Annotated in this window: 26 protein-coding genes; 23 read left to right on the plus strand and 3 right to left on the minus strand. The window is 57.7% G+C overall.

The window, feature by feature from the left end; genetic code table 11:
- Nucleotides 1–3: 3 nt before the first annotated feature.
- The gene (locus CFBP5499_RS26460; protein WP_080830535.1) at nt 4–1,398 is read left to right on the plus strand and encodes a hypothetical protein; all 1,395 of its coding nucleotides are present in this window, start codon (nt 4–6) and stop codon (nt 1,396–1,398) included.
- Nucleotides 1,399–1,423: 25 nt separating this feature from the next.
- Nucleotides 1,424–1,942: a GNAT family N-acetyltransferase gene (locus tag CFBP5499_RS26465; RefSeq protein ID WP_080830536.1), complete on the plus strand. Its 519-nt coding sequence runs from the start codon at nt 1,424–1,426 to the stop codon at nt 1,940–1,942.
- A 259-nt stretch (nt 1,943–2,201) separates the two neighbouring features.
- Here CFBP5499_RS26465 and CFBP5499_RS26470 read toward each other — a convergent pair whose 3' ends face one another.
- From CFBP5499_RS26470 to CFBP5499_RS30640, 3 genes are all read right to left on the minus strand, one after another.
- A complete protein-coding gene (locus tag CFBP5499_RS26470; protein ID WP_080830537.1) occupies nt 2,202–2,600 on the minus strand; it encodes a hypothetical protein in 399 nt (132 codons plus the stop codon).
- A 228-nt stretch (nt 2,601–2,828) separates the two neighbouring features.
- Nucleotides 2,829–3,362 carry a peroxiredoxin gene (locus tag CFBP5499_RS26475; RefSeq protein ID WP_080830632.1) on the minus strand — a complete coding sequence of 178 codons (534 nt, stop codon included), beginning with the start codon at nt 3,360–3,362 and terminating at the stop codon, nt 2,829–2,831.
- 237 nt (nt 3,363–3,599) lie between these two features.
- Nucleotides 3,600–3,845: a helix-turn-helix transcriptional regulator gene (locus CFBP5499_RS30640; protein WP_080830538.1), complete on the minus strand. Its 246-nt coding sequence runs from the start codon at nt 3,843–3,845 to the stop codon at nt 3,600–3,602.
- 446 nt (nt 3,846–4,291) lie between these two features.
- Here CFBP5499_RS30640 and CFBP5499_RS26485 point away from each other — a divergent pair, with 446 nt between their 5' ends.
- The 21 genes from CFBP5499_RS26485 (at nt 4,292) to CFBP5499_RS26585 (ending at nt 25,522) form a co-directional block, all read left to right on the plus strand.
- The gene (locus CFBP5499_RS26485) at nt 4,292–5,896 is read left to right on the plus strand and encodes an ABC transporter substrate-binding protein (protein WP_080830539.1); all 1,605 of its coding nucleotides are present in this window, start codon (nt 4,292–4,294) and stop codon (nt 5,894–5,896) included.
- 4 nt (nt 5,897–5,900) lie between these two features.
- Nucleotides 5,901–6,878, plus strand: coding sequence for an ABC transporter permease (locus CFBP5499_RS26490; RefSeq protein ID WP_080830540.1), 978 nt, complete (start codon nt 5,901–5,903; stop codon nt 6,876–6,878).
- A gap of 13 nt (nt 6,879–6,891) precedes the next feature.
- Nucleotides 6,892–7,791 carry an ABC transporter permease gene (locus CFBP5499_RS26495; RefSeq protein WP_080830541.1) on the plus strand — a complete coding sequence of 300 codons (900 nt, stop codon included), beginning with the start codon at nt 6,892–6,894 and terminating at the stop codon, nt 7,789–7,791.
- A complete protein-coding gene (locus CFBP5499_RS26500) occupies nt 7,788–9,503 on the plus strand; it encodes a dipeptide ABC transporter ATP-binding protein (protein WP_080830542.1) in 1,716 nt (571 codons plus the stop codon). Before CFBP5499_RS26495 ends, CFBP5499_RS26500 begins: the two co-directional genes overlap by 4 nt.
- Before the next feature lie 113 nt (nt 9,504–9,616).
- Complete coding sequence (locus tag CFBP5499_RS26505; RefSeq protein WP_080830543.1) at nt 9,617–10,849, plus strand: CapA family protein; 1,233 nt, start codon at nt 9,617–9,619, stop codon at nt 10,847–10,849.
- A 116-nt stretch (nt 10,850–10,965) separates the two neighbouring features.
- Nucleotides 10,966–12,261, plus strand: coding sequence for a peptidase T (gene pepT, locus CFBP5499_RS26510; protein WP_080830544.1), 1,296 nt, complete (start codon nt 10,966–10,968; stop codon nt 12,259–12,261).
- Nucleotides 12,262–12,265: 4 nt separating this feature from the next.
- Nucleotides 12,266–13,189, plus strand: coding sequence for a citrulline utilization hydrolase CtlX (gene ctlX / locus CFBP5499_RS26515; protein ID WP_130932601.1), 924 nt, complete (start codon nt 12,266–12,268; stop codon nt 13,187–13,189).
- A 164-nt stretch (nt 13,190–13,353) separates the two neighbouring features.
- Complete coding sequence (gene traI / locus CFBP5499_RS26520; protein WP_080830545.1) at nt 13,354–13,992, plus strand: acyl-homoserine-lactone synthase TraI; 639 nt, start codon at nt 13,354–13,356, stop codon at nt 13,990–13,992.
- Complete coding sequence (gene trbB / locus CFBP5499_RS26525) at nt 13,989–14,960, plus strand: P-type conjugative transfer ATPase TrbB (RefSeq protein WP_080830546.1); 972 nt, start codon at nt 13,989–13,991, stop codon at nt 14,958–14,960. The genes traI and trbB overlap by 4 nt, the downstream gene beginning before the upstream one ends.
- Entirely contained in the window at nt 14,950–15,360 is a 411-nt protein-coding gene (trbC, locus tag CFBP5499_RS26530) for a conjugal transfer pilin TrbC (RefSeq protein WP_080830547.1), read from the plus strand. The genes trbB and trbC overlap by 11 nt, the downstream gene beginning before the upstream one ends.
- A complete protein-coding gene (locus tag CFBP5499_RS26535) occupies nt 15,353–15,652 on the plus strand; it encodes a conjugal transfer protein TrbD (RefSeq protein WP_080830548.1) in 300 nt (99 codons plus the stop codon). The genes trbC and CFBP5499_RS26535 overlap by 8 nt, the downstream gene beginning before the upstream one ends.
- An 11-nt stretch (nt 15,653–15,663) precedes the next feature.
- A complete protein-coding gene (locus CFBP5499_RS26540) occupies nt 15,664–18,126 on the plus strand; it encodes a conjugal transfer protein TrbE (protein WP_080830549.1) in 2,463 nt (820 codons plus the stop codon).
- Nucleotides 18,127–18,157: 31 nt separating this feature from the next.
- Nucleotides 18,158–18,907, plus strand: coding sequence for a P-type conjugative transfer protein TrbJ (gene trbJ, locus CFBP5499_RS26545; protein WP_371507039.1), 750 nt, complete (start codon nt 18,158–18,160; stop codon nt 18,905–18,907).
- Nucleotides 18,904–19,131, plus strand: a complete 228-nt coding sequence (trbK, locus tag CFBP5499_RS26550) for an entry exclusion protein TrbK (protein ID WP_080830551.1) — start codon at nt 18,904–18,906, stop codon at nt 19,129–19,131. The genes trbJ and trbK overlap by 4 nt, the downstream gene beginning before the upstream one ends.
- Nucleotides 19,125–20,315, plus strand: a complete 1,191-nt coding sequence (gene trbL, locus CFBP5499_RS26555; protein ID WP_080830552.1) for a P-type conjugative transfer protein TrbL — start codon at nt 19,125–19,127, stop codon at nt 20,313–20,315. Before trbK ends, trbL begins: the two co-directional genes overlap by 7 nt.
- A gap of 15 nt (nt 20,316–20,330) precedes the next feature.
- Nucleotides 20,331–20,993 carry a conjugal transfer protein TrbF gene (locus tag CFBP5499_RS26560; RefSeq protein ID WP_080830553.1) on the plus strand — a complete coding sequence of 221 codons (663 nt, stop codon included), beginning with the start codon at nt 20,331–20,333 and terminating at the stop codon, nt 20,991–20,993.
- Between the two features lie 50 nt (nt 20,994–21,043).
- Nucleotides 21,044–21,862, plus strand: a complete 819-nt coding sequence (gene trbG / locus CFBP5499_RS26565; RefSeq protein ID WP_371507040.1) for a P-type conjugative transfer protein TrbG — start codon at nt 21,044–21,046, stop codon at nt 21,860–21,862.
- Entirely contained in the window at nt 21,862–22,341 is a 480-nt protein-coding gene (gene trbH, locus CFBP5499_RS26570; RefSeq protein ID WP_080830554.1) for a conjugal transfer protein TrbH, read from the plus strand. The genes trbG and trbH overlap by 1 nt, the downstream gene beginning before the upstream one ends.
- An 11-nt stretch (nt 22,342–22,352) precedes the next feature.
- Complete coding sequence (trbI, locus tag CFBP5499_RS26575; RefSeq protein WP_080830555.1) at nt 22,353–23,657, plus strand: IncP-type conjugal transfer protein TrbI; 1,305 nt, start codon at nt 22,353–22,355, stop codon at nt 23,655–23,657.
- A gap of 267 nt (nt 23,658–23,924) precedes the next feature.
- On the plus strand, nt 23,925–24,611 hold the full coding sequence (locus CFBP5499_RS26580; RefSeq protein WP_080830556.1) for an HAD family hydrolase: 687 nt from the start codon (nt 23,925–23,927) through the stop codon (nt 24,609–24,611).
- A 365-nt stretch (nt 24,612–24,976) separates the two neighbouring features.
- Entirely contained in the window at nt 24,977–25,522 is a 546-nt protein-coding gene (locus CFBP5499_RS26585; RefSeq protein ID WP_080830557.1) for a GXWXG domain-containing protein, read from the plus strand.
- Nucleotides 25,523–25,552: the final 30 nt, after the last annotated feature.

Raw genomic sequence — 25,552 nt, forward strand, 5'->3', positions numbered from 1 at the left:
CTCATGAGTGGCAGTTTCGGAGAACCTTGCTTTTCCGCCTCGCAAATCAGACAGGCGCTGACCCTTCTGATGCCCAAACTCCAGAAATTCTGGCAACGTCCGCTCCTGGATTATGCACATGCGGTATATGACGATGTCCACCGGGGACACTGCTCTGTGCGTAACGATGCGATTGGGCGTTTGCAGATGCTGGTCCGCAGTGTGGCAATTCGCGCAGGTGCTGATGAGGACCAAGCGCTGGATGCGGCCAGGCAGATATCAGAGGTGCCCGTATTACAAAGCGGACCGCATAGTTTCCTGATTGTGGACCCGGAGGCGTTCTACACGCATCTGTTCAGCGCATTGGGCTTGAGTTCTCACAAACGCCGGTGGTACCTTTACTTTGGCTGTTCGACCGTCAAGTTTACGGAGAGCCCCGGAAAGGGGCCAGGGTGGCTGGATGCCGGTGGTGATCTCATCAATGTCTTTGGCTTGTCCAAGCGGCGCATGGGATCAACCAACCTTTGCGGCCGCAACGGGCCATACCAATTCGAGCTCTCACCCACCACCGCAACGGCTCCAAACCCATACGCCGCATTGCTGAGAACCGAGCTGCCCGACGCCACGTTCCCGACGGCGGCCGACGCGATCATCGCTGCCAATCAGGCTCTCTGGAAGAAGTCATTTCCGCTGTCACTGCAGTTACTACAGTTCAACGATGTGGATGTGGGAGACCTCGTTGCCGATCACTTCGAAGACCCGGACTCATGGCTATCGAGACGTTTCACGGGTGATGGTCAGGCTGCGGAGAGAATGCTGTCGATAATTGACGCACTGAACGAGGGCCCGTGGGCAGGTTGGATCAGGCGAACAACCGATTTTTTCTGGGGACTTGTAGACGGACGGATTGTGCCGCTTCACCTCGATTGCGGTGTCCTGACTGGTTCAACTTCGGCACCCTTCAGTATTCCGCTCACCCCTGAGCATCTTGCAAGGTCGTTGCGCCAGCGCCAGTTGGTTCCGAATTTGCTGACGATGGCGCTCGTCACATCAATCCTCCCGGGCATTCGATTGCTCGGTGGTAGTCGGCAGACTGTCTACCACCCGCTGATGCGATACGTCGTTGCTGCCTCGCTCGACGCAAACCACGACCGAGCGCTTTTGACTGCAATGCGTGAGGACAGCCACGCTAGCATGTGGGGCCATCGCGTTCTTCGTCCAGCAAACGCCTCTCCGCTTCAAGAAACGGAAGAGGTCGGACATTGGTTGGCCGTCGCCGCGGCATATGGTGAGCAGCCACTGGAAGTGGCGGCAGGCGATCTTGGTTTCTTCACCGCCGATCCTATTTGGCGGGAGATGTATGGCCATCTCACAAGCCAAAGGATTACCACTGCATCACCGGAGTGGCGGTGGGCCTAGGCAAGATTCGAACGGAGGAACCCCGATGGAAACATCCAGTTGGCAGATCCGCACAATCTCGCCAGGGGAAGTGGACGTGTTCCGCCAGATTCGACTGGAAGCATTGCAAAGCGAACCTGGTGCCTTCGCGAGCGTCTATGAGGATTGGGTAGGGCTCTCGGATGCGGAATGGCGTGAGCGGATGAATATTCCTGTTTTCGTAGCATTCGCCGAAAGACGTCCTGTCGGATTGATGGCGCTAAAGCAATTGCACCAACCCAAGATGATCCACCGAGCAACGATTACGATGGTGTACGTAAACCAGCGCTTTCGCTCTTCCGGTCTTGCAAACGCACTATTGGACACGACCATTAGATACGCTCAGCAACACGGGATGAGGCAGATCGAGCTGGGAGTGCGAGCCAACCGTGCAGGGGCGATACGATTCTACAAACGCGCCGGTTTCAGAGAGATCGGGACTGTCCCACAGGGATACGTCGATGATGGACTTGAATTTGATGAAATCCTCATGGCCAAGCGACTAGACGCGAAGACTTGCCTCTAGTCACTTTCTCCAACAAACGATCAAAGATGTGTAGAACAATAAGCTGACAGCTCCATCGTTCTAGATCGATCACGGGGAGCGTGCCGCAATCGCGTATCGTTGCAGGGGTTTTGTGCCACTACGCCGCCAAGGTGAGCGCTGAACCCTCGGAGGCGCCATACCTCATTGCCACCGGTCATGATGCGGTTTAGCAACTTCATCTCCCGACGCCGCATTTTTGCTTGTTAGCAATGAAGACATAAGAGCGACACGTAGTCTGTCAGGTTGCTTTGTGAAAGACATCTGCTTCGGCTTGGGTCGTGAAGGTGAATGTGATCAATTCACTGTCGTCGTCCTGACGGATACCGATTGCAGTCACAATCAACCGAGCGATTTCATCCTGGGCTTCATTACCCGACCGGTACGAACTCACTGCTTTATCGATGGCTGGGCCGAATACCTCGCTGATGACACCAAGGCGCATATTGTATTTCATTATGATATCCCGATCCTCGATGATCGCTGCCTGTTCGGCCTTCGGGATGCCGGCATTGTCCATTGCAGTTATCGTTGCATTCGTCGCAAGCTTGATGGGACCTTCTCCCAGCCATCGATCAACCATTTGGTGGAACTGGCGCATTCGCTCGGCAGGGATTGTTCTCTGTACAGTGATCGACATTTGTGTTCCTCGTCAGCTTCCGTGCAACTGCGGCTTTCCGCTTCATACCGATTTCGGTGCAAATGGGTGGTCACTATGAACTGTGGTTCAGTCTGCAGCCGGCCCCAAATCGGCCTTTCCGGAAACACCTAACACGGCGACAATCGTGCCGATAGACGCGGCATCTGTGCGGGAACCACAAGACAAAAAGCGGGTAGCGTCTCTCTCTCTTGTCGGCAATCCGTGTACTCATGAGGAAGAGTTCGCTACCAGCCAAGAAATCACCGCTTCGGCATTTTCATCGGGCAAATGTACCGGATAGAAAACATGCTTGATGGTGCCTTCTTCGATTATCATCGTCAGCCTCTTGAGCAGCGTGAACCCTCCAGCTTCAAAGGTGGGCAAGTTAAGAGCGTTGGCCAGCGAAAGCGAACTGTCGGAAAGTAATGGAAAAGGCAGATGGAGCCGGTCTGCGGCCTCCTTTTGATATTCAGTGGGCTGAGTTGAAAGTCCGAAAAGCCGACTCACCCCTAATCGCCTCAACTCAGCGAAATGATCTCGAAAAGCACAAGATTGCGGCGTGCACCCTCTAGCTCCGGGTATTTCTTCCCATCCGTCAAATACCCTGCCGTCCGGTGGACTTGTACGTGGGTAGGCATAGACTACGGATAGACCCGGTCCTCTAAGGTCAACGGACGTACCATCGGTCGCATTAAGCACCACGCACGGCAGTTGCATCCCTAGCAAATAGACCCCTGCGAAATCTTCCTGTGAGGTTTTCATATCAGTGGGCTTTCGGCCATCTACGATCAATTCAATCCCGGGAGTCCCCAACCACAAGAACCTGACAAATTTTGCATCTCCACGATGCGTTATTGCCGAAGATCCAGCTCATAGACCTTGTCTTGGCGGCCAACCCAAAAGTTCGCCTTTGAAAGGCAGATATTGGAGAGTGACGGTGTATCGAGAAAAATCAGTCGACGATCGCAACATCCATGCAATCGTCCGCACAGACATCCTTTAACTAGGGTTCTTAAAGCGAACGCCAACCCCACCACCGTTTTCCTCTATGAATTCAATTCCCGCATCTTCGAAAGCCATATGTATAAGCTTCAAGTTCGCAGAGGTAATTGATGGCAATCCGTTATCTGCTTCAGCTCTTCGTATTGTCGATAATCCAACAGACGCATGACTGGCCAACTCTTCAGCCGTCCACCTCTTTAGCGCTCTTGCCGCTCGAATCTGAGCACCGGTTATTTTCTTCATAAATCCACGATTTCGGGTTGAACTTTTTTAGTTCATGTGGCACTTTTAGTTTCACTTGACTGTATCTTGTGCACGAACGCCGGATACGGCCTGACCACACTCAAGCTGTTAGGGAGCTCGGATCATGGCTGATTCCGACAATAGCAGAACTATGCCTTCTTTCGCGAGGGCAGATTTCAGCTCAGGTTCTCCATCTCATTTCCAGACCATTCCCATTGCGGCCGATCCACCGTCACGGAAGATTGCGCCTATCCAACCAAATAGGGCAGGGGACCGAAACGGGAAGGCCGTAGCCCTCTAAATTCGAGCACCGTCACATTTATCCGGCGGGGTCAGAGCGTCCCGTCGTGTTTCCGATTCAACCATCTGTCTGCTGAACCAAGCTGCAGCCTTTTCGCAGCATGGGTCCCCGGCCGTCCAAATTCCAACGACAAAAAGGGAACTCGATGATCAATTTCACCAAAACAATTCGGCCAAGCACCATCGCCACAGCCGTTCTATCAATTGCGCTCCTCACCCAGCCCTCCACGCCAGCGAGTGCCCAGACGAAGTCCGACTTGCGCATCGCAACATCCTACAAGCTGATGACGCTCGACCCACATTATGCGAACCTTAACGAAAACACATCGCTGCTGTCGAATATCTACGAGCGACTGGTTTACCAAGACGAAAAGCTCGCGTTAAAGCCCAGTCTTGCGGTTTCATGGTCGATGATCTCCGACAATCGCTGGGAGTTCAAGCTGCGTGACGGCGTCAAGTTTCATGACGGTTCGCCGTTTACGGCGGACGATGTCGTCTATTCCATCGAGCGTATCAGGAACTTCCTGCAATCACCCAGCGGCGGATACCGTTCCTATGTAACAGATATCAAGTCCGCCACGGCACCGGATCCGTTGACGGTCCTCTTCGAAACGGATGGGCCAGTCCCCAATTTTCCTCTTTTGATGTCCTCCGTCTTCATCATGCACAAGCCGGGGGAGGGGTTTCAGACAACGGAAGAACTCAATTCCGGGAGGGCGTCCGTAGGTACCGGCCCTTACAAGCTGGACGGCTGGAGTTCGGGCGAGACCCTGCGACTGATACGAAACGATGACTACTGGGGCAGCCGTCCCGCATGGCCCACGGTCACCTTCAGGGTCATGGAAAGTCCTGCAGCCCGTGTCGCTGCTTTGTCTGCCGGTGATGTGGACGTGGCTGACTCGGTCCCGGCAAGGGATGTCAGTTCCCTGAAACAGCGCGGCGCCAGCATCGCCAGCATCAGTGCGGCTCGCATCAATTTTCTGCAGTTCGACGTCGAGAAGGAGAAGGTGTCAGGCGTAACTGACAAATCCGGCGCCCCTATCCCCAACCCGTTTCGAGACATAAGGGTAAGAAAGGCCCTGGCGCTTGCTACAGATCGCGATGTGATCGCAGAGAAGATCCTCTCGGGTTACGGTACTGCCGCGTCACAGGTGTTTCCCGAAGGCTTGCCTGGAACCTCCCCCAATCTGAAGGCAGAATCGCCCGACTATGACGCCGCCAAAGCGCTGCTTTCAAAGGCGGGTTACTCTGAAGGCTTCATAATCATTCTAGCTGGCCCTGCCGGCCGCTACCCCGGAGACAGCGACAGTCTTCAGGCGGTGGCACAGAGCTGGGCGCGTATCGGCGTTTCTGTCCAGCCCCAAGCATCACCGTTTTCGGTGTTCAACACCAAACGCGCCGCCGGCGAATACGCCGCGTGGTACGGTGGGACCTCTGGTGAATCTGTGGACGTCATCCTGCGAGCCTTGCTGGCTTCTCCTGATAAGGAGCGCGGCACCGGTGCGCTCAATTTCGGGCATTATCGCAACTCATCCTTTGATACACTTCTTGCAAAGGCAGAGAGCATCGAAGAGGGTAAAGAGCGCGATGCTGCGCTTGCAGCGGCGACTGAACTTGCTCTCAAAGACCAGCCGATCATACCGCTCTATCACTTCCATCATATCGTCGGCTACGGCCCGAAAGTTGGATCATACGTGATGCACCCACGCGGGTGGACAACTGCCATGCAGACCATCGCAGCGACGGAGTAAGCTGATGGGTCTGATCTTCGCCGTTTCGGCAAGGCTCTCACAGGCCGTGCTTCTCCTCCTCGCCATGTCGCTGATCGGCTTCATCGGCATCCACAGCGTTGGTAATCCAGTTTTCAACGTGGTCAATATTGAAACTGCCACCCCTGAGGATATCAGGCGTGCGACGGCTGCGCTGGGGCTCGACCTTCCGATATGGCAACAATATGGATTGTTTCTGAAAAATGTCGTCAGCGGCAATTTCGGCACCTCCTATATCTACCACCAACCCGCATTTAATCTTGTTCTAGGCAAGCTGCCGGCGACGTTGGAGCTTGCATGTGCGGCAATGCTTCTGTCGGCCATCACCGGCGTCGGCCTCGGTCTCGTTGCCGGCAGAAGAAAGGGAACGGAGCTCGATCGGGCAGTCCTCAACGGCAGCGTCTTTGCTCTCAGCGTTCCCTCGTTCTGGCTCAGCATGATGTTGATCCTGACGGGTGCGGTCCTGACCGGCTGGTTCCCGTCGGGCGGCCGAGGGACGACGGCAAGTTTTGCGGGAAACGAATGGAGTTTTCTGACCGCAGATGGATTGCGGCACATGATCCTCCCGATGCTGGCACTCGCCATTCCGAACATCGCGCTGATTGCCCGACTGACGAGATCAGGAACGATCGAGATAGAACAGCAGGAGTTCACGCGTTTTTGCAGGGCACGAGGCCTCTCACCAAGGCGGATACTGTTTGCTCACACCCTGCCGAACATCAGCGTGCCCCTTGTCACGATCATCGGCATGCAATTTGGCGGAATGCTCGCCTTTGCCGTCGTGGTTGAATCGATCTTTGCCTGGCCGGGGATTGGCAAGCTGCTGATCGATTCCATCCAGTTACTTGACCGGCCCGTCGTCATGGCGAGCCTGACCTTCACGGCCGTGAGCTTCGTAGTGTTGAACGCGCTCGTCGATCTCTATTACGCGCTCGTCGACCCACGTGTGCGCCTGTCGTCATAAGGAGGAATATATCATGAAACCGCTTATTCTCCGGGCGCTCAGAATGCGCACCCACACGTCCGAACACCGCACACTCCCTAATGCATCGGCTCACCTGTCGACAATTGTTCTGTGCTGCTTCGTTCTGGCAGCGCTCGCAGCACCACTAATTGCATTACAGAACCCCTATGACCCGCTCCAGATTTTCGGGTGGGAGGCGTCGTCGGCGCCGGGCACCGCCGGCAGCGGAGGCTACATTTACCTCCTCGGCACCGATGGACTGGGACGAGATATTTTCAGCACCATTCTCTATGGGCTGCGCATCAGTCTGGTCGTCTCGCTTACAAGCTCGGCTATCGCTGCACTCATCGGTCTGACGGCGGGGGTAAGCGCTGCGTATTTCGGGCGCTGGGTCGATGTCATGATCATGCGGATCGTTGACCTGCAGCTCAGCCTTCCTACAATTCTCGTTGCGCTGATTGCCATCGTCACGCTTGGACCGGGCGTGGACCGGATCATTCTTGCGCTGGTCATCGCGCAATGGGCAAGCTACGCGCGGCTGGTGCGGGGCGTCGCCCTCAGTGAGACGCAAAAGCCATACATGGACGCAGCACGCCTGAAGCGTCTGCCGACGCACAGGGTCATATTCCGGCACCTGTTACCAAACAGTATCGCTCCGGCAGTCAGTCTAATTCCGATTGAAGTCGGTCATGCGGTGGCACTTGAAGCAACATTGTCGTTCCTCGGCCTTGGTGTTCCCCTGGACAAACCGTCGCTCGGCTCGATGGTCGCGAACGGATTTCAGTACCTTCTGACTGGCCAGTACTGGATCAGCCTGTTTCCCGGCCTTGCACTGTTCTGCCTGATCGCCGCCATCAACTTTACCGGCGAGGGAATTCGCCTGCGCCTCGACCCCAGGAGCAAGCCACGATGAACAGCTCGGCACCAGCATCCACGACACTTGTAACGGACATTAAAACCGTGCCGCTTCTTGAAATCAGCAATCTGAGCCTCCGCCATCTGTCAAAGTCTGGATCTTCGAAAATCCTGGAAGATGTCAGCTTTACGCTCAGCCGCGGCGAGATCCTGGGAATCATCGGCGAGTCGGGTGCCGGAAAATCAACGATTGGAAACGCGATCCTTGGGCTGCTACCTCCTGAAATCGAGCAGGTGTCCGGGACAATCGTCATCGAAGGGAAACCCCTCGATCCACTCGACAGACAGAGCGACCTGGCGCGGCGTCGGCGGGTTTCGGCGGTATTTCAGGACCACACCGCTTCCCTCGATCCGCTGATGAGCGTCGGTGCCCAGATCACCGAGACGGTTCGAGCCCATAACGCGGACCTCACCATGGGTGATGCCCGCATGCGTTCGCTGGACCTTCTCGGCCGGGTTGGCATTCCCGACCCGGAGCGTCGCTATGGTCACTTTCCGCACCAGTTTTCCGGTGGGCAGCGACAGCGGGCGGTGATCGCCATGGCCCTGGCCGGATCGCCAGATTTCATTATCGCGGATGAACCGACCTCTGCACTGGATGCAACCGTGCAAAAGCAAATTCTGACACTGTTGCGCACTCTCGTTAATGAAACGGGGGTTTCAGTCATTCTTGTCACCCATGACATGGGTGTCGTCGCGGAAGTGACTGATCGCGTACTGGTCATGCGCAAGGGAAAGGTCGTTGAGGAAAACGACACCGACAGTGTGATCGACAAACCTGCCGAGGACTATACTCGTGATCTTCTCGCCGCGGTTCCCCGGTTACTTCTGAACACCCCGGATACTGGCGGGACGAGCCACAACGGTCAACGGGGGGAACAAGCAGGTCCCGCTTCAAGGGATGCTTCCAATCCATCTCTTGTGGTCGAAGGCATTGGAAAGACTTTCGTTGCAAGGGGGCTGTCCTCGTTGATCGACAGAGGGCGTGGCTCTTCACGATACGCCTTGAGCGATATCAGCCTGACGCTGCTACGCGGCGAGATCACCGGTGTAGTGGGGGAAAGTGGTAGCGGAAAAACGACCTTCGGCCGGATCATTGCGGGGCTGGAAACGGCATCGACAGGAACGATGCTGCTGGAGGGCCGTCCCTACGACGTGACACAATCGGGGCAGCGCAATGGCCTGCTCGGACAGGTTCAGATGATTTTTCAGGATCCAGCTGTTTCGTTAAACCCAACGATGCGCATAGGCGAAACCTTGCGCGAAAGCCTTCACTTCTGCGCAGGTGCCAGAGACGACAGCAAGACGCTCTTACTCGACGCCATGATGGAACGGCTTGGGCTTTCGCTGGGCCTGCTGACCCGGTATCCGCATCAGCTCTCCGGTGGGCAGAAACAGCGCGTTTGCATCGCAAGGGCTCTTCTGGCGCGTCCGCAAATCATCGTCGCTGACGAGCCGACCTCGGCACTTGATGTCTCGGTGCAGGCCCAGATCATCGAACTGCTCAGGGAGACCGTTCAAAGCCAGAACCTTTCGATGCTGTTTATCTCGCACGATCTGGCGGTCGTTCAACAGCTCTGCCGATCGGTTTTCATCTTGAGGGACGGCAAGATCGAGGACAGCGGCCCTTGTGACGACGTCTTCTCGAATTCGCGAAATCCATACACGCGGAGTCTCATTGACGCACGTCCACAAAGATTCACGCACTGAGCATCTCCGCGGAACACGCCGTTCCACTCCCGGCACAGCAGCTCCACAAGCGCCGTTGTTGCGGTTGTCAACCAATACGCCGTCCGATGGGCGGTCAACACAGGCAAAAGCGTATGACAGGACGATTTACCTTGGCCGTGACCGGCCAGTCTCTCATCAAGCATGACATTCGGGATATCGACGCCGCGGAATTCAGGGCGGTCCAGAATATCCTTCGAAAAGCAGATCTTTCTTTTACAAATTTTGAGGGCACCATACTTGGAGATCATGGCGGATGGCCACTGAAAGGTTCGTTTTTCGGATGTAGCCGACCAATCGTTCTCGATGCTCTGGCCGAGACGGGTTTCGGCGCACTGTCGCTATCCAACAACCACGCGTTTGACCTAGGTCCGTCAGGGGTTCTGGCAACGTTGGACGAAGTGGAACGACGTCGGATGCTGCATGCAGGGATCGGACGGGATCACCGGCACGCAACCCAAGCAGGCAGGGGAGTGGTTGGCACAAACCGCATAGCGATGGTTGCCATGGATGGGGGGCCAGGGCCTGATCTCATGTATGCAGCTGACGGCGACGAACATCGCCCCGCGCGTCCCGGCATCAACCGTCTTAAACTTTCTCAGCTCATTGAGGTGGACGATCGCGCCTTTGAAGAGCTGAGCGCGATCCGGGACAAGGTCGGATATACTGCAATCGATCTTTCCAATGACAGTCAACCGAACGACCCGCCATTCGTGGATCCCATTGACGAACTGGCGCTCGGCCGGACAATCTTCAAGCGCGCAGGTCGATTTGGGCGCAACGTGCGCATCGACGACCGCGACATGGAGCGAAACCTCCAGGAAATCGCGTCAGCCGCGAGCGAGGGATACCTCGTCGTCGCCTATCTGCATCATCATCACTGGGCGTCCGACTGGTACAAGGTTCCTGAGTGGGTTGGCTCCATCGCACGTCGCTGTATTGACGCAGGGGCCGCAATGTTCCTGAGCCACGGCGCGCCGGTGCTTCAGCCACTGGAGATTTATAACGGACGGCCGATTTTCTACAGCCTCGGCAATTTCATATTCCATGTTCCTTCCAAATCAACCTGGCATTCACCGGAAGTCTGGGAGAGTGTGATTGGTGTGTGCAGCTTCGAGGCCGACAACCGACTGGTAGAGATCGAATTCCATCCCGTTGTCATCGGTGGCGAGGAGGGTTTGAGCCATTCAAGACTGGAGGAGCGACTGGCGCCCCATATTGCGACCGACGGTAGAGCGAACCGAATTCTCGCGCGGTTTCAGGCGCAGTCGGCCGAGCTGGGGGCACAAATCCACATAGAAGACAACATCGGCATTCTTCGGCTCTGAGTTCCGGACCACCTGATATGAGGCAGGACAAAATGCCTTCAGGCCCTCGTGTCAAACCAACGAACTGACATCGCCTAACCAAAACCATATCCAGATAAAGAGCGGAGCACAGATCCATGGAAACGACGGCAAGAAACGATACCGGGTTACGTGACGAGCTTCTCGAAAGGTTCTTCCGATATGTCGGCATCGAAAGTCAGAGCAATGTGGCAGCGGCCGAATTGCCCTCGACGCCGGGACAACTGAAACTTGCCTTGTTGCTGGCACAGGAACTTCAGGAGCTCGGCATTGAAGACGTACTTGTCGACGAAAATGCAATCGTCACGGCGGTAAGGCGCGGTTCAAATCCGAATGCCCCGCGCATCGGCTTTATTGCCCACCTCGATACGGTCGATGTTGGACTATCCGCGAATATCAAGCCGCAGATCAAGCGATTTGAAGGGCGCGATTTATGCATGAACGAGGACCGGCACATCTGGCTGCGGGTGGCTGACCATCCGGAAATAGAATCCTGGAGGGGAGGAGACGTCATCCTGAGCGACGGAACAAGTGTACTTGGCGCCGACAACAAAGCGGCAATCACTGTGATCATGACGCTGCTCGCCCGATTTGAAGATGACACGCCTACCGGTGATATTGCGGTTGCCTTCGTGCCGGACGAAGAGATCGGCTTGCGGGGAGCAAAAGCCCTCGATCTTGCCCGTTTCCCCTGCGATTTCGCCTATACGATCGATTGCTGCGAGGAGGGCGAGGTGGTGGTGGAAAACTTCAATGCGGCATCTGCGGAGATTATTTTCACGGGCGTCAGCGCCCATCCGATGTCGGCCAAGGGCGTCCTCGTAAATCCTCTTTTGATGGCGATTGATTTCATCTCCCATTTCGATCGTAGGGATACACCTGAACACACCGTGGGCAGGGAAGGGTATTTCTGGTTCAGGGATCTCAGCGCCAGCGATAGTGAGGCGCGGCTAAAAGTCATGATCCGCGACTTCGAGCGGAACAGCTTCGAAGAGCGCAAGAAGCGAATTGGCGAAGTGGCGACACTTGTTGCCGCACAATACCCGACAGGCGCAGTTCGCAGCTCCGTTTTGGACACATATGACAATATCGGCGATCATCTTGCCGCCGATTCCCGCGCGGCTGACCTGCTGTTCAGCGCTCTTGACGAGCTCGGCATAAAAAAGAAGATCGTCCCGATGCGGGGCGGGACTGATGGTGCAGTGTTGTCCGCTCGCGGCATCCCGACGCCGAACTTTTTCACGGGCGCCTATAACTTCCACTCGCGCTTCGAATTCCTTCCTGTCTCCGCATTCGTAAAATCCTACGAGACAGCCCGGACAATCTGCAAACTGGCGGCACAGGGCGGCATCAACGTGCGGCGCTCCGCTGCAAAATTTCTGGAAGCGGACTGAACCCATGCGATATTCTGCCCAAGCACCGGCCTCAGTCGTGATGATCCGGCCTCATAATTTTACGGTTAATACCGAGACGGCTGATGACAACAGTTTTCAAGCCGCGGGCATCGGTGTCTCGGACATCACACAAATGGCTTATGCCGAGATAACCAACGCAGCCAAAACGCTCCGACATCACGGTGTGACCGTCCATATGTTTGACGATGAGGGGACGACGACACCTGACTCGGTCTTTCCCAACAACTGGTTCTCGACACATGCCGGCGGGCTTGTTGCGATTTATCCCATGCGGGCAAAAAATCGCAGAAAAGAGCGACGGGTCGATGTTATCGAAATGCTGAAATCGGAATACCGGGTGCAGCAGGTTATCGACTACTCCGGGCTGGAACCTGATGGACTTTTTCTCGAAGGAACGGGTGCGATGGTCCTCGACCACGTTGACAGGGTCGCATACGCCGCCCGCTCGGATCGCACAAATCCTGTTGCGCTCGAGCGGTTCGCCACACAATTCGGCTTTGAGCCGATGGTGTTTGATGCATGCGATGCGCAGGGAATGCCCGTCTACCATACAAATGTATTGATGTGCATCGGAACCGATTTTGCCATGATCGGGAGCGGTATGATACGCGACACCTCCCGTCGTGAAGAGATTCTGGCCCGCTTGCATAGGTCAGGGCGGGAGGTGATTGAACTGCGCGACGATCAGATTGGCAAATTTGCCGGCAATGCACTGGAACTTGGGGGGAATAGTGGGCGCTTTCTGGCCATGTCTACGACGGCTGTGGCATCGCTTGAACCTCACCAGCGAGAAGCGATCGAAGACTGCGTACGAATTGTTGCGCTTGATATACCCTCTATTGAGATGGCCGGAGGGTCCGTGCGTTGCACCCTGGCCGGCATTCACCTGCTCCCCCGCAAAACTTAGGATTTTCCAAGTCGCGCCTTCCCTGTTGGCCGATGCGTTTGATGAATAGGAAAGGAAAGTAAAAGCGGCATGGACTGCTGACGGCGAGCACTGCAGATCTGCAGATAGCCACGTCGCTTTCGAGATGCTCTTTCTTCGCACGGTGAAATCAAGCGGAGAAAGATATGCGGATCCTGACCGTTCCCCCTGATCAACACGCCCATCACAAAGATGAACTGGCGCAGATGCACCGACTTCGCGAAATGGTCTTCCGAGGTCGCCTAGAATGGGATGTCACAGTCACCGAGACAGGCGAATTTGACGAGTACGACCGGTTCGACCCCACCTATGTCCTTGCGGTGACAGACTATGGACGTGTGATCGGATGCGCGCGCCTTCTGCCCGCACAAGGCCCGACCATGCTGAAACGCACATTTCCGCGACTTCTGGCGGATGGCTCGCTCAACGCGACCAATGCGATGATCGAGAGTTCCCGCTTCTGCGTCGATACGACATTACCCGCAGGTAGGGAAGGGAGCCAACTCCACCTTGCAACATTGACCATGTTCGCCGGGATCATCGAATGGTCGATGGCGAATGGCTACGACAAGATCGTTACCGCCACCGATCTACGTTTCGAGCGTATCTTGAACCGAGCGGGATGGCCGATGGCGCGGTTGGGTGAACCCGTTCCGATTGGCAATACCGTCGCCATCGCCGGCACGCTTCCAGCGGACCAGGAGAGCTTCGAACAGGTTCGCCCTTCGAACTATCGATCCGTTCTCTCTTGTGCCGATGATCACCCGGAGAGGAGCGCGGCGTGAACCAGCTACGTTCCCACCCTCGCCTCGTTCGCAAGCTCCAGGATGCGCTTGGCGACCAGCTATGCGTCGCGCTAGACGATGCGACAGTCGTCGAGATCATGCTCAATCCGGACGGCCGACTGTTCATTGAACGCCTCGGTCACGGTGTAGCCGGGGCCGGGGTCATGACACCAGCGGCTGCGGAAGTCATCATCGGTAGCGTCGCCCATGCATTGCAGTCGGAGGCAGATGACGAGCACCCTATCATCTCCGGCGAACTGCCCATCGGTGGCCATCGCTTCGAGGGTCTTCTTCCGCCCATCGTGTCCGGTCCGACCTTCACGATCCGTCGCCGCGCCTCGCGTCTCATCCCGCTCGACGATTATGTGACGTCGAAGGTGATGACAGAGGCCCAGGCATCAGCCATCCGAAGCGCCATAGGCGCCCGCATGAACATCGTCATTTCCGGCGGCACTGGCTCCGGCAAGACCACGCTCGCTAATGCAATCATCGCGGAGATCGTTCTGAGCGCACCGGATGATCGGACGGTGATCCTCGAGGACACCGCCGAGATCCAATGCGCAGCGGAGAATGCAGTCTGCCTGCATACCAGCGATAGAATCGACATGGCGCGGTTGCTTAAGAGCACCATGCGACTGCGTCCAGACCGCATCATCGTCGGTGAGGTCCGCGACGGTGCAGCGCTCACGCTCCTGAAGGCCTGGAACACCGGTCATCCCGGCGGGGTCACTACAATCCATTCAAACACCGCGATGTCGGCGCTGCGGCGGCTTGAGCAACTGACTGCCGAGGCCAGCCAGCAGCCCATGCAGGAAGTGATCGGCGAGGCGGTCGATCTCGTCGTCTCCATCGAGCGGACGGGAAAGGGGAGGCGGGTCCGAGAGGTGATTCACATCGAGGGTTACCGCAACGACCACTACCAGACCGAACACTATGCCCAGATCGACGAGGACAGCCATGTCGCGTAAGACTTATTCCATTCTCGCAGTGATTACGTTTGCCGCCGTCTGCTTTAGCATTTCCGAGCAAGCATTGGCGTCCTCGGGAGGTGGCGGTCTCCCCTGGGAATCGCCGCTGCAGCAGATTCAGCAATCCATTACTGGCCCCGTCGCGGGGTTCATCGCCCTTACAGCGGTCGCGATCGCCGGCGCAATGCTGATCTTCGGTGGGGAACTCAACGATTTCGCGCGGCGGCTCTGCTACGTCGCGCTGGTCGGCGGCGTGCTGCTCAGCGCCACCCAAATCGTCGCCCTGTTTGGCGCGACCGGCGCCTCAATTGGCGAGCGCCACGCCGAGGGAGGCGTGGCTCCAGTCGTCTCTGTACCCGTGACGACGCCGTCAGCAGTAGGGGAGGGAGCCCGTGGCTGAAGCCGGTTCCAATCTCATCCGGTCGCGGGTACATCGGGCGCTGTCACGTCCCAACCTGTTGATGGGCGCCGATCGCGAGCTTGTCCTCGTAACGGCGCTCGCCGCCGTCATCCTGATCTTCGTGGTTCTGACCTGGTATGCGGCGCTCTTCGGTATCGCAATCTGGCTGGTCACCGTCGCCGCCCTTCGTATGATGGCCAAGGCTGATCCGCTGATGCGACGGGTCTATATCCGACATATTTCGTATAAGACCTTCTACCGCGCGACATCATCGCCGTGGCGCAGCTACTGAGGGAGTACGGCATGGTTGCCCTCAAATCCTTCCGCCATTCCGGACCGTCCTTCGCCGATCTCGTTCCCTATGCCGGGCTGGTCGATAACGGCGTCATTCTCCTGAAGGACGGCTCGCTGATGGCCGGCTGGTATTTTGCCGGCCCGGACAGCGAAAGTTCAACGGACGCCGAGCGCAACGAGGTGTCGCGCCAGATCAATGCCATCCTTTCGCGCCTCGGGTCCGGCTGGATGATCCAGGTCGAGGCTATTCGAGTGCCGACGGGGGATTATCCAACGGAGGAAGCCAGTCATTTCCCCGATCCGGTCACCCGCGCCATCGATGCGGAGCGGCGGGCACACTTCCAGAAGGAGAGGGGGCACTACGAAAGCCGGCATGCCCTGATCCTCACCTGGCGCCCACCGGAACCGCGGCGGTCGGGACTGACGCGCTATGTCTATTCCGACGTTGGCAGCCGATCCGCGACGTATGCCGACAAGGCGCTTGAAACCTTTCTGACGTCGATCCGTGAGGTCGAACAGTATCTCGGCAATGTCGTGTCGATCCGGCGGATGATGACACGAGAGACGCCGGAGCGCGGCGGTCATCGTGTCGCCCGCTACGACGAGCTCTTCCAGTTCGTCCGTTTCTGCATTACCGGCGAGAACCATCCGGTGCGCCTGCCCGAAATCCCCATGTACCTCGACTGGCTGGTGACGGCCGAACTCCAGCACGGTCTGACGCCACTCGTCGAGAACCGGTTTCTCGGCGTGGTGGCGATCGACGGCTTGCCCGCGGAAAGCTGGCCCGGAATTCTCAACAGCCTTGATCTGATGCCGCTGACGTACCGCTGGTCGTCCCGCTTCATCTTCCTTGATGCTGAGGAGGCCCGCACAAGGCTCGAGCGTACGCGCAAGAAGTGGCAGCAGAAGGTGCGGCCGTTCTTCGATCAGCTCTTCCAGACGCAGTCGCGGTCGCTCGACCAGGATGCGATGCTGATGGTGGCAGAGACCGAAGACGCGATCGCCGAAGCCTCGTCGCAGCTTGTGGCCTATGGCTACTATACGCCGGTCATTGTCCTCTTCGATGAGGATCAATCCCGTCTTCAGGAGAAATGCGAGGCGGTCCGCCGCCTGATTCAGGCCGAAGGCTTTGGCGCACGGATCGAGACAATCAACGCGACCGATGCATTTCTTGGCAGCCTGCCGGGCGTCTCCTATGCCAACATCCGCGAGCCGCTGATCAACACGCGCAATCTCGCCGACCTCATCCCGCTCAATTCCGTGTGGTCGGGCAGCCCGGTCGCACCTTGTCCGTTTTATCCGGCCGGATCTCCTCCGCTAATGCAGGTCGCCAGCGGGTCGACACCGTTCCGACTGAACCTGCATGTCGACGATGTCGGCCACACGCTGATCTTCGGTCCGACCGGCTCCGGCAAATCAACTCTGCTTTCACTGATCGCAGCCCAGTTCCGACGCTATGCCGGTGCGCAGATCTTCGCCTTCGACAACGGTGGCTCGATGCTGCCGCTGACGCTTGGAATCGAGGGCGATCATTACCAGATCGGTGGCGATATGCCGGAGGAGGGAGAGGGGAGGGCACTCTCATTTTGCCCGCTGGCCGATCTCTCGTCCGATGCTGATCGTGCCTGGGCTTCCGAGTGGATCGAGATGCTGGTCGCGCTGCAGGGGGTCACCATCACCCCCGACTATCGCAATGCGATTTCACGGCAGATCGCGCTGATGGCCGAGTCGCGTGGCCGCTCCCTTTCCGACTTCGTCTCGGGCGTGCAGATGCGCGAGATCAAGGACGCCCTGCATCACTACACCGTCGACGGTCCGATGGGGCAGCTTCTCGATGCCGAGGAGGACGGTCTGGCGCTCGGCGCCTTCCAGTGCTTCGAGATCGAGGAACTGATGAACATGGGCGAGCGCAATCTTGTTCCTGTCCTGACCTATCTCTTCCGACGCATCGAAAAGCGGCTCACCGGTTCACCTAGCCTGATCATTCTCGATGAAGCCTGGCTGATGCTCGGCCATCCGGTGTTCCGCGACAAGATCCGGGAATGGCTGAAGGTGCTTCGCAAGGCCAATTGCGCCGTGGTGCTCGCCACCCAGTCGATCTCTGATGCCGAGCGGTCCGGCATCATCGATGTGCTGAAGGAATCCTGCCCGACCAAGATCTGCCTGCCGAATGGTGCTGCCCGGGAGCCGGGAACGCGCGAGTTTTACGAACGGATCGGCTTCAACGAACGGCAGATCGAGATCGTCGCGACCGCTATCCCGAAGCGCGACTATTACGTCGTCTCTCCCGAGGGCCGCAGGCTCTTCGACATGGCGCTTGGACCGGTGGCGCTCTCTTTTGTCGGAGCGTCCGGAAAGGAAGACCTCAAGCGCATCCGCGCCCTGCATCTTGAACATGGGGCCGCCTGGCCTCTCTATTGGCTCCAGCAAAGGGGTATCGCCCATGCCGACACGCTCTTCCCAACTCAGTAGGACATTGCACCCCGTGCTTGGTGCGGCTCTCATGCTCTCGTCTGCTCTCTCGCTTCCTACGCAGGCCGGTGGCGTCACGGGACAGGCAACGGAATGGACTCAGCTGGCCAACAATACCGAACTGATCAGTCTCGTCGGCAAGTCCGCTGAGCAGGTCAACAACCAGATCACCCAGATTTCGCAGCTGGCCGAGCAGATCCAGAACCAGCTCAACATCTACAAGAACATGCTGCAGAACACGGCGCAGCTTCCGAACCATGTCTGGGGACAGGTCGAAAGCGATCTGAAGAACCTCCAGACCATTGTCAACCAGGGACAGGGCGTCGCCTTCTCCATGGGCAATGTCGACGATGTCCTCAAGCAGCGCTTCCAGAGCTTTGCCGATATGAAGAGCAATCTGCCTGACGGTGCGAGCTTCTCCACGACCTATCAGAGCTGGTCCGACACCAATCGCGACACCATCGCCGGCACGCTGAAGGCCGCGAATCTGACGGCCGAGCAATTTTCCAGTGAAGAAAGCACCATGTCGGAGCTCAGGTCGATGTCGGAATCGGCCGACGGCCAGATGAAGGCTCTGCAGGTCGGGCACGAGATCGCCGCCCAGCAGGTCGCGCAAATGCAGAAACTGCGGGGCCTGGTCTCCCAGCAGATGACGATGATGGGCACCTGGTACCAGTCCGAACAGGCGCAGAAGGATCTCGCGCAGGCGCGGCGCCAACAATTCTTCAGCGGAACCGAGCGTGACATCAGGGGCGGCCAGACGATGGAGCCCCGCTGGTGAGCCCCCGCCTGATCACTATTGTCGCGCTCGTCGCGGTCGTTTCCGCGGCCGGCGCGAGCGCGATCACCTGGATTATCGTTCGACCGGAGCCACTTTCCGGATCCGGCGGGATTGCGACAGGCTCATCCGCCAACGAAGAACAGCGCCGACACCGTGAACAGTTCTTTGGCGGAGATACAAGCCGTGGCATTCGTGGGGGCCAGGAGATGAAACCGCGATGGTAGCTGTTCATCCTTCCCGCACACTTGAACATATGTTCATTGCGATTGCGGTGGTGTTGCTGGCGGCCACGCCGACGATGGCACAACAGGGCCATGTCCTGACCACACTCGAAAATTCCGTCGTCACCGCCGCCAGGGGCTGGGAAACGACGGTAATGAACGCAGCTCGCTCGTTGTTCTGGATCCTCGCCGGCATCGAGGTCGGGGTTGCTGCCGTATGGCTGGCAATCAGTGCCGCCTCGCTCGACAGCTGGTTTGCTGAACTCGTCAAGCGCATCATGTTCATCGGCCTGTTCTCCTTCATCCTCGACAGAGGACCAGAGTTCGCCAAAGCAGTGGTCGACAGTCTCTACCAGATCGGCGCGGGTGGCGGCTCCGCATCTCCCGCCAACATCTTCGATGCCGGCATTCGTGTCGCAACGAAGATGTCGGAACAGGCGAAATTTGGCCTCTGGCAGGATAATGCACTGGCGATCGCCGCCGTCTTCGCCATGGTCGTGGTCGTCGTGTCGTTCTCGCTGCTAGCAGCGATCTTCGTGGCTGTCATGGTCGAGATGTATGTCGGCCTGCTCGCCGGCATGATCATGCTCGGGCTCGGTGGTTCCTCCTATACCAAGGATTTCGCGATCAAATACCTGGTCTATGCCTTCTCCGTCGGCATGAAGCTGATGGCGCTGGTGATGATCGCCAAGATCGGCTCGGACATCCTTCTCGGTCTGGCGGAGGCACCAACCGCGACCTCTGAACAATTCATCACGACGCTGGCGATCGCCGGCATCTCGGTCGTCGTCTTCGTCATCGCCATGTATGTGCCCCCCATTCTACAAGGCGTGGTCCAGGGCGCTTCGGTCGGCGGCGGCATGGAAGCCATCCGTCATGGCGGACAAGCGACATCCGCGGCACTCGGCGCCGGGTTTCTTACGATCGGCGCGGCCAACAGAGGCTTGGGGGCCGCCAGTGCCGCAAGGGCAGGGGGCGCGTCCCTGGCCAGTGCGGCACTGCGCGGCATGCAGGCCGGGATCGGAGGAGCCGCTGGTGCCGTCGGCTCGGCAGCAAAGGAAAAGGCGATTGGCTCGCCCGGCGCCTATGCCGGATCGATGCTCGGCCTTGCCAACGCCAAACTCGATCAACCATCCGGCCGGCCAGGCACACCGCCTCCACCACCGCCGATCAACGACACCAAGTGACGGGACGCTGAAAGAATGACGGGTCGGAATATTCCAGATAATCCCTACATCGCCGCTCGCAACGAATGGAACGAGCGTTATGGCTCGTACGTCAAAGCGGCAGCCGCCTGGCGCGTCGTCGGCATCGCCGGCATGACCATGGCCGTTATCGGTTTTGGTTATGCGCTTTATCAGAGCACGCAGGTCAAGCTGATCCCCTATATTGTCGAAGTCGACAAGCTTGGTACGGCTGTCAATGCCGGCTTCCCTGAGCAGATCGAATATGCCGATCCACGGGTGGTGCGCGCGACACTCGGCAGTTTCGTGTCGAACTTCCGCTCGGTGACCCCGGATGCGGTCGTGCAGAAGCAGTATATCGACCGCACCTACGGGCTGCTTCGCACCTCCGATCCCGCGACGGAAAAGGTCAACGCCTGGTTTCGTTCGAACTCGCCCTTCGAGAAGGCGAAGAACGCGACGGTGGCAATCGAGGTCAACAACATCGTCGCGCTGTCGAACCAGAGCTACCAGATCGACTGGACCGAGTTCGAGCGGGATCGCCGCGGCAAGGAGACAGCCACGCGCCGCTTCCGTGCGATTGCCACCGTGACACTGACGCCGCCCCAGGACGAGGGCGTCATCCGCCTCAATCCCATCGGTCTCTATCTCCGCGACTTCGACTGGACTGCACAGCTTTGAAAGGCATGGCCCCGAACATGAACAGATCACACGAACTATCTCGGGTCACGATGAGCGCCGGCATCATTGCTATCGCCGTTGCTGCCTCCTCCGCCTTCCCGTCTGCTTCTCTCGCCGCCGATGGTGTCACCGCCAACGAGGCGAAAGGCATGGGGATTTCGACACAATGGCGCGGAAGCCGCGGGCTGGTGACGAAAGGTGCTGATGGAAAGGTGGTCTTCCTCTATGGCGAAGTGCAGCCGTCCGTCGTCTGCTCACCGCTACAAGTCTGCGACATCGAACTTCAGGGTGGCGAAGTGGTTCGCGACGTGCTGGTCGGCGATACCGTGCGCTGGAAGGTCGAGCCTGCGACCTCGGGTGCGGTCGGTGGCCAGGCGATTCATCTGATCGTCAAGCCGTCGGAGCCGGATCTGGTTACGTCCATGGTCGTGACGACGTCGCGGCGGACCTATCATATCCAGCTGAAATCGCACGTCACGCAGTATATGGCGCGCGTCGGGTTCGAATATCCCGAGGACGTCTCGGCAAAGCTTGCCGACGTCAACGCACGGCTGGAAGCCAGCACGATACCTGGCGCCGGAGTTCCCGCCGAGCAACTAAGCTTCGCCTATTCCATGTCGGGCAGTGCCGGCTGGCGACCGACCCGAGTCTACTCGGATGGGCAGAAGACATATATTCAGTTTCCGCGGTCGATTTCCGGTCAGGATGCGCCGATTCTCTTCGTCGTCTCCGGCGGCCAAAACCGCATCGTCAACTATCGCATGAAGAGCAACATGATGGTGGTCGATTACAATATCGATCGCGCTGTCCTCGTCTCGGGCGTCGGCTGGAAACAGCAGAAGGTGACAATCAGCAGGGGAGGGCGGTGATGCTGAACTTCCGCAGCCAGACCCCGCTCCGTCATGGCCAGATACTGTGCTTCGCCGCAGTCTGCGCTCTCGCCATCCTACTTTCCGGTTGCCAGTCGATGGACACAGACGGTCTTGCCACCAGCGCAGCAGCGCCAGAGGTCTCCGGACCAGCCGCGGGCGCCATTGCGGGCGATATGGTCAGCCGACTTGCCGAACAGATCGGACAGGGGAAGGCGACCATCGTGCTCAAGCAGGATGGTTCTCCCTTCGGACAGGCACTTGAAGCCGCGTTGAAGGGATGGGGCTATGCCGTTGTCACCGACCAAAAGACGGATAGCGGCGCCACCGTCGTTCCGCTCGCGTATGTCATCGTGCCCCACGACGGCCAGGTGCTCGCGCGGCTTTCGACCAGCAGTATCGAACTCGGCCGGGCCTACACAGTGACGACATCGGGTGCGACACCGGCAAGCGCCCTGTCCCTCATGCGGCGCGGGTGAGGGAGGGTATCATGGTGCAGTCTCTCAAACTCGGTGGTGCGCAAAACAATCAGGCCGCATCCGGCATCAAGCGGGTGAACCGCGTGCCGGTCATCCTTGTGATCGTGCTGCTGGTCGCCTTCCTCGGAATCATTTTCTTTGGCTTCGCCTCGCGCGGGCTTTACTTCGGCAAGGACAGCGGCCCGGACACCAGTTCCGGCAATCTGGCATCGACCTATGCCGACCAGATCAAGCGTGGTGTCACCGACGGTATCATCGGCGAGCCACAGCCGCAGACGACGTTTCAGCCGACGCCAGCCGAGACGAAACAGGCCGAAGAGAAGGCGGCGAATCCGTTCGCGCAGGCCGAACAGAGACAGGAGCAACGGCGCGAATCTGAACTGGAGCCGGAGGCGGTGTGGCGTGCGCGTCTGGCCCGTGAACAACAGGAACAGGTCCTGCGCGAGCAACAGCGCCAACGGATGGCGCGGATGCAGGCGCGGGACTCCGCCTATGATGCGCCGCTTGCCATCGATCGCGGCAAACTGCGAGTGGGGTCGGAAAACGATGCGAGCGCCGGAGCCCGGACGACGACAGCTGCGGCGAACGGAAACGCTTCCGATCTTTACGCCGCGGCCCTGCGCGCCGGTCTGGGGGGACAGAACGTCGATCCGAACGGACAGAGCTCCAAGGAAGACTTCTTCAATGCCGATCTCAAGGATCTCGGCTATCTGCCGAACCGCGTCGTGCCGCAGCAGTCCCTGTACGAGCTGAAACGGGGCTCGGTTATTCCGGCGACATTGATCTCAGGCATCAACTCTGATCTGCCAGGGCGTATCACCGCTCAGGTCAGTCAGAACGTCTATGACAACGCAACAGGCCATCGTCTGCTGATTCCGCAGGGCACTAAACTGTTCGGTCGCTATGACAGCAAGGTGTCGTTCGGCCAGAGCCGGGTTCTTGTCGTGTGGACCGACATCATCTTTCCGAACGGCTCGACATTGCAGATTGGCGGCATGGCCGGCACGGATGCGAGCGGCTACAGCGGCTTCAATGACAAGGTGAACAACCACTATCTGAAAACCTTCGGCTCGGCGGTCATGATCGCGCTGATCGGGACGGGCATCGACATGGCGGTGCCTCAGAGCTCAACGCTAGCCACCCAGGATACGGCATCCGATGCTGCGAGGCGGAATTTTGCTGAAACCTTTGGGCGAGTGGCCGACCGGACGATCCAGCGGAATATGGATGTGCAGCCGACGTTGGAGATCCGACCGGGCTACAAATTTAATGTTCTCGTGGATCAGGACATTGTCTTTCCAGGTCAATACCGTTGAAAAATAAGAATAGACAATCACTAGCATAAGCGAAGCGGGAAGGTTGTTGAGGGGCTCAGGCCTCCCGATCTGAAGATGAGGTGGTATGAATCACTTGGCTTCCTAACGATTTCCGGCTCACAACGAAACAGCGGGCTATGCTTTGCTCTTTCGTATATCATGTGATATCTGGATATTCAGTGAAATTTAAAATGCAGGCGGACTGATGGCAGTTCGTGGGGCTTCGCCATCACGAAGACAAACCGGCCTGGGTTTACGCGAGGGATCATGATGTTGCGATATATGCCTTCTGCAGTCGTCTTCGACATGGATGGTTTAATTTTCGATACAGAGGTACTCTATCAGCAAGCGTTTATGGAGGCCGCTCGCGAGGTGAGGCACGATGTGCCGTTGGCATTAATGCAGGGTGCCATTGGCGTGCCATGGGCCCAAAACAAACTTTCCTTTCTGCAGCAAATGGGACCGGATTTCCCGGTCGACCAATACGGCGACGCAGTGATGAGATATTTCGAAACGCTCGCCAGCAAGCAACTCCGTTTAAAGCCGGGGGTTGTCGAACTTCTTGACGTGCTTGATAAACTTGTGCTCCCGCGATGTATCGCGACATCGTCGTCCCATGCCACAGTGCAAAAACATCTTTCCGCTCACCGTTTGCAGGGCCGGTTCGACGCGATTATCGCGCATGGGGATTACGCTGCTGGTAAACCTTCGCCTGATCCATTTCGGGTCGCAGCGAGGAGGCTCCAGGTGGAGCCCGATCAGTGCCTGGCCCTGGAGGATTCGTTCAACGGAGTCCGCTCTGCCTCCTCCGCCGGGATGATGACTTTCATGGTCCCCGATATCTACAAGCCGACGCCGGAAATCCGGTCACTGTGCACTGGTGTAGTCACCGACCTCCATGTCATTTGCGATCTCCTCCTCGGGGCTTCTACAACCTGCCCGACAAGTCGATAACGGGCAGCAAGAATTCTGGATGTCCCAAGTTCGATGACGGAAAGATCCGCCGGGTTGCAGCAGTTTGGAGCACGCCGGATCGACTTGTATATCCTGATAAACGGGCGCTACATATCATTTACAATCTGAATACCATATGCTATTCAAAGTGAATAGAGAACTTGACCCCAGGCTGCCAACCAAGAAAGGAGCGTTGAGCAACGCTCGTTTGCTGACGGCTAATCGAGAAGCGCAAGAATGCAAATCACCTACTGAAAATCGGCCTCGCGCCAGTTGCTAATTGAGCCTGCTGCGCAGGTAGCGCCGCGAAGTATACTCAACTGGTCGGGTCGACGAATTTCTTCAACTGCAAATGGAGTAGACTCATGCTCGATCAAATGCTTCGGGAACGAAATTCGGATACCGCGACGGTTCTGAGGGTCTTCGATGAGCTCGACCCTGTGTCCACCGACTTCTTGATTGGTCGTTGGAAGGGCTTTGTGATTGCGACTGATCACCCTATGGACAGCCTGCTGGACACTCTCGGCTGGTACGGAAAAGTATTTAAGGGTGTCGAGGATGCGCATCCGCTTATCGTACACTCGCTAGATGGGACGGAGCTTTTCGCTATAGATCCCAGTCGGCTTCCGCTCTCGGTTAACGCAACCTCAGTGCCGGAAGCTGTGTCCGAGTTCACTAAGCTTTCGCGCGCGGACCTACGCACGAGTTTTTCCGGGGGGCGCCTGCGTACCGTTCGATATCGTGAAAAACTCACCGGTTCCCTACTTTACGACGCGAGGCCGATCCTTGATCATTTCGCGAAAATCGATGCGAATACGATATTGGGAATCATGGATTTCAAGGATATTCCGCAGGCAGGTGCCTTCGTGCTCGAACGCGATGAGGGCAACGCAATTCCAATCGACCTGTAGAGAGGAGCGATCGTACAACACCGGTCGCTA

The sequence above is a fragment of the Agrobacterium tumefaciens genome (genome assembly GCF_005221325.1).
GTDB lineage: Bacteria > Pseudomonadota > Alphaproteobacteria > Rhizobiales > Rhizobiaceae > Agrobacterium.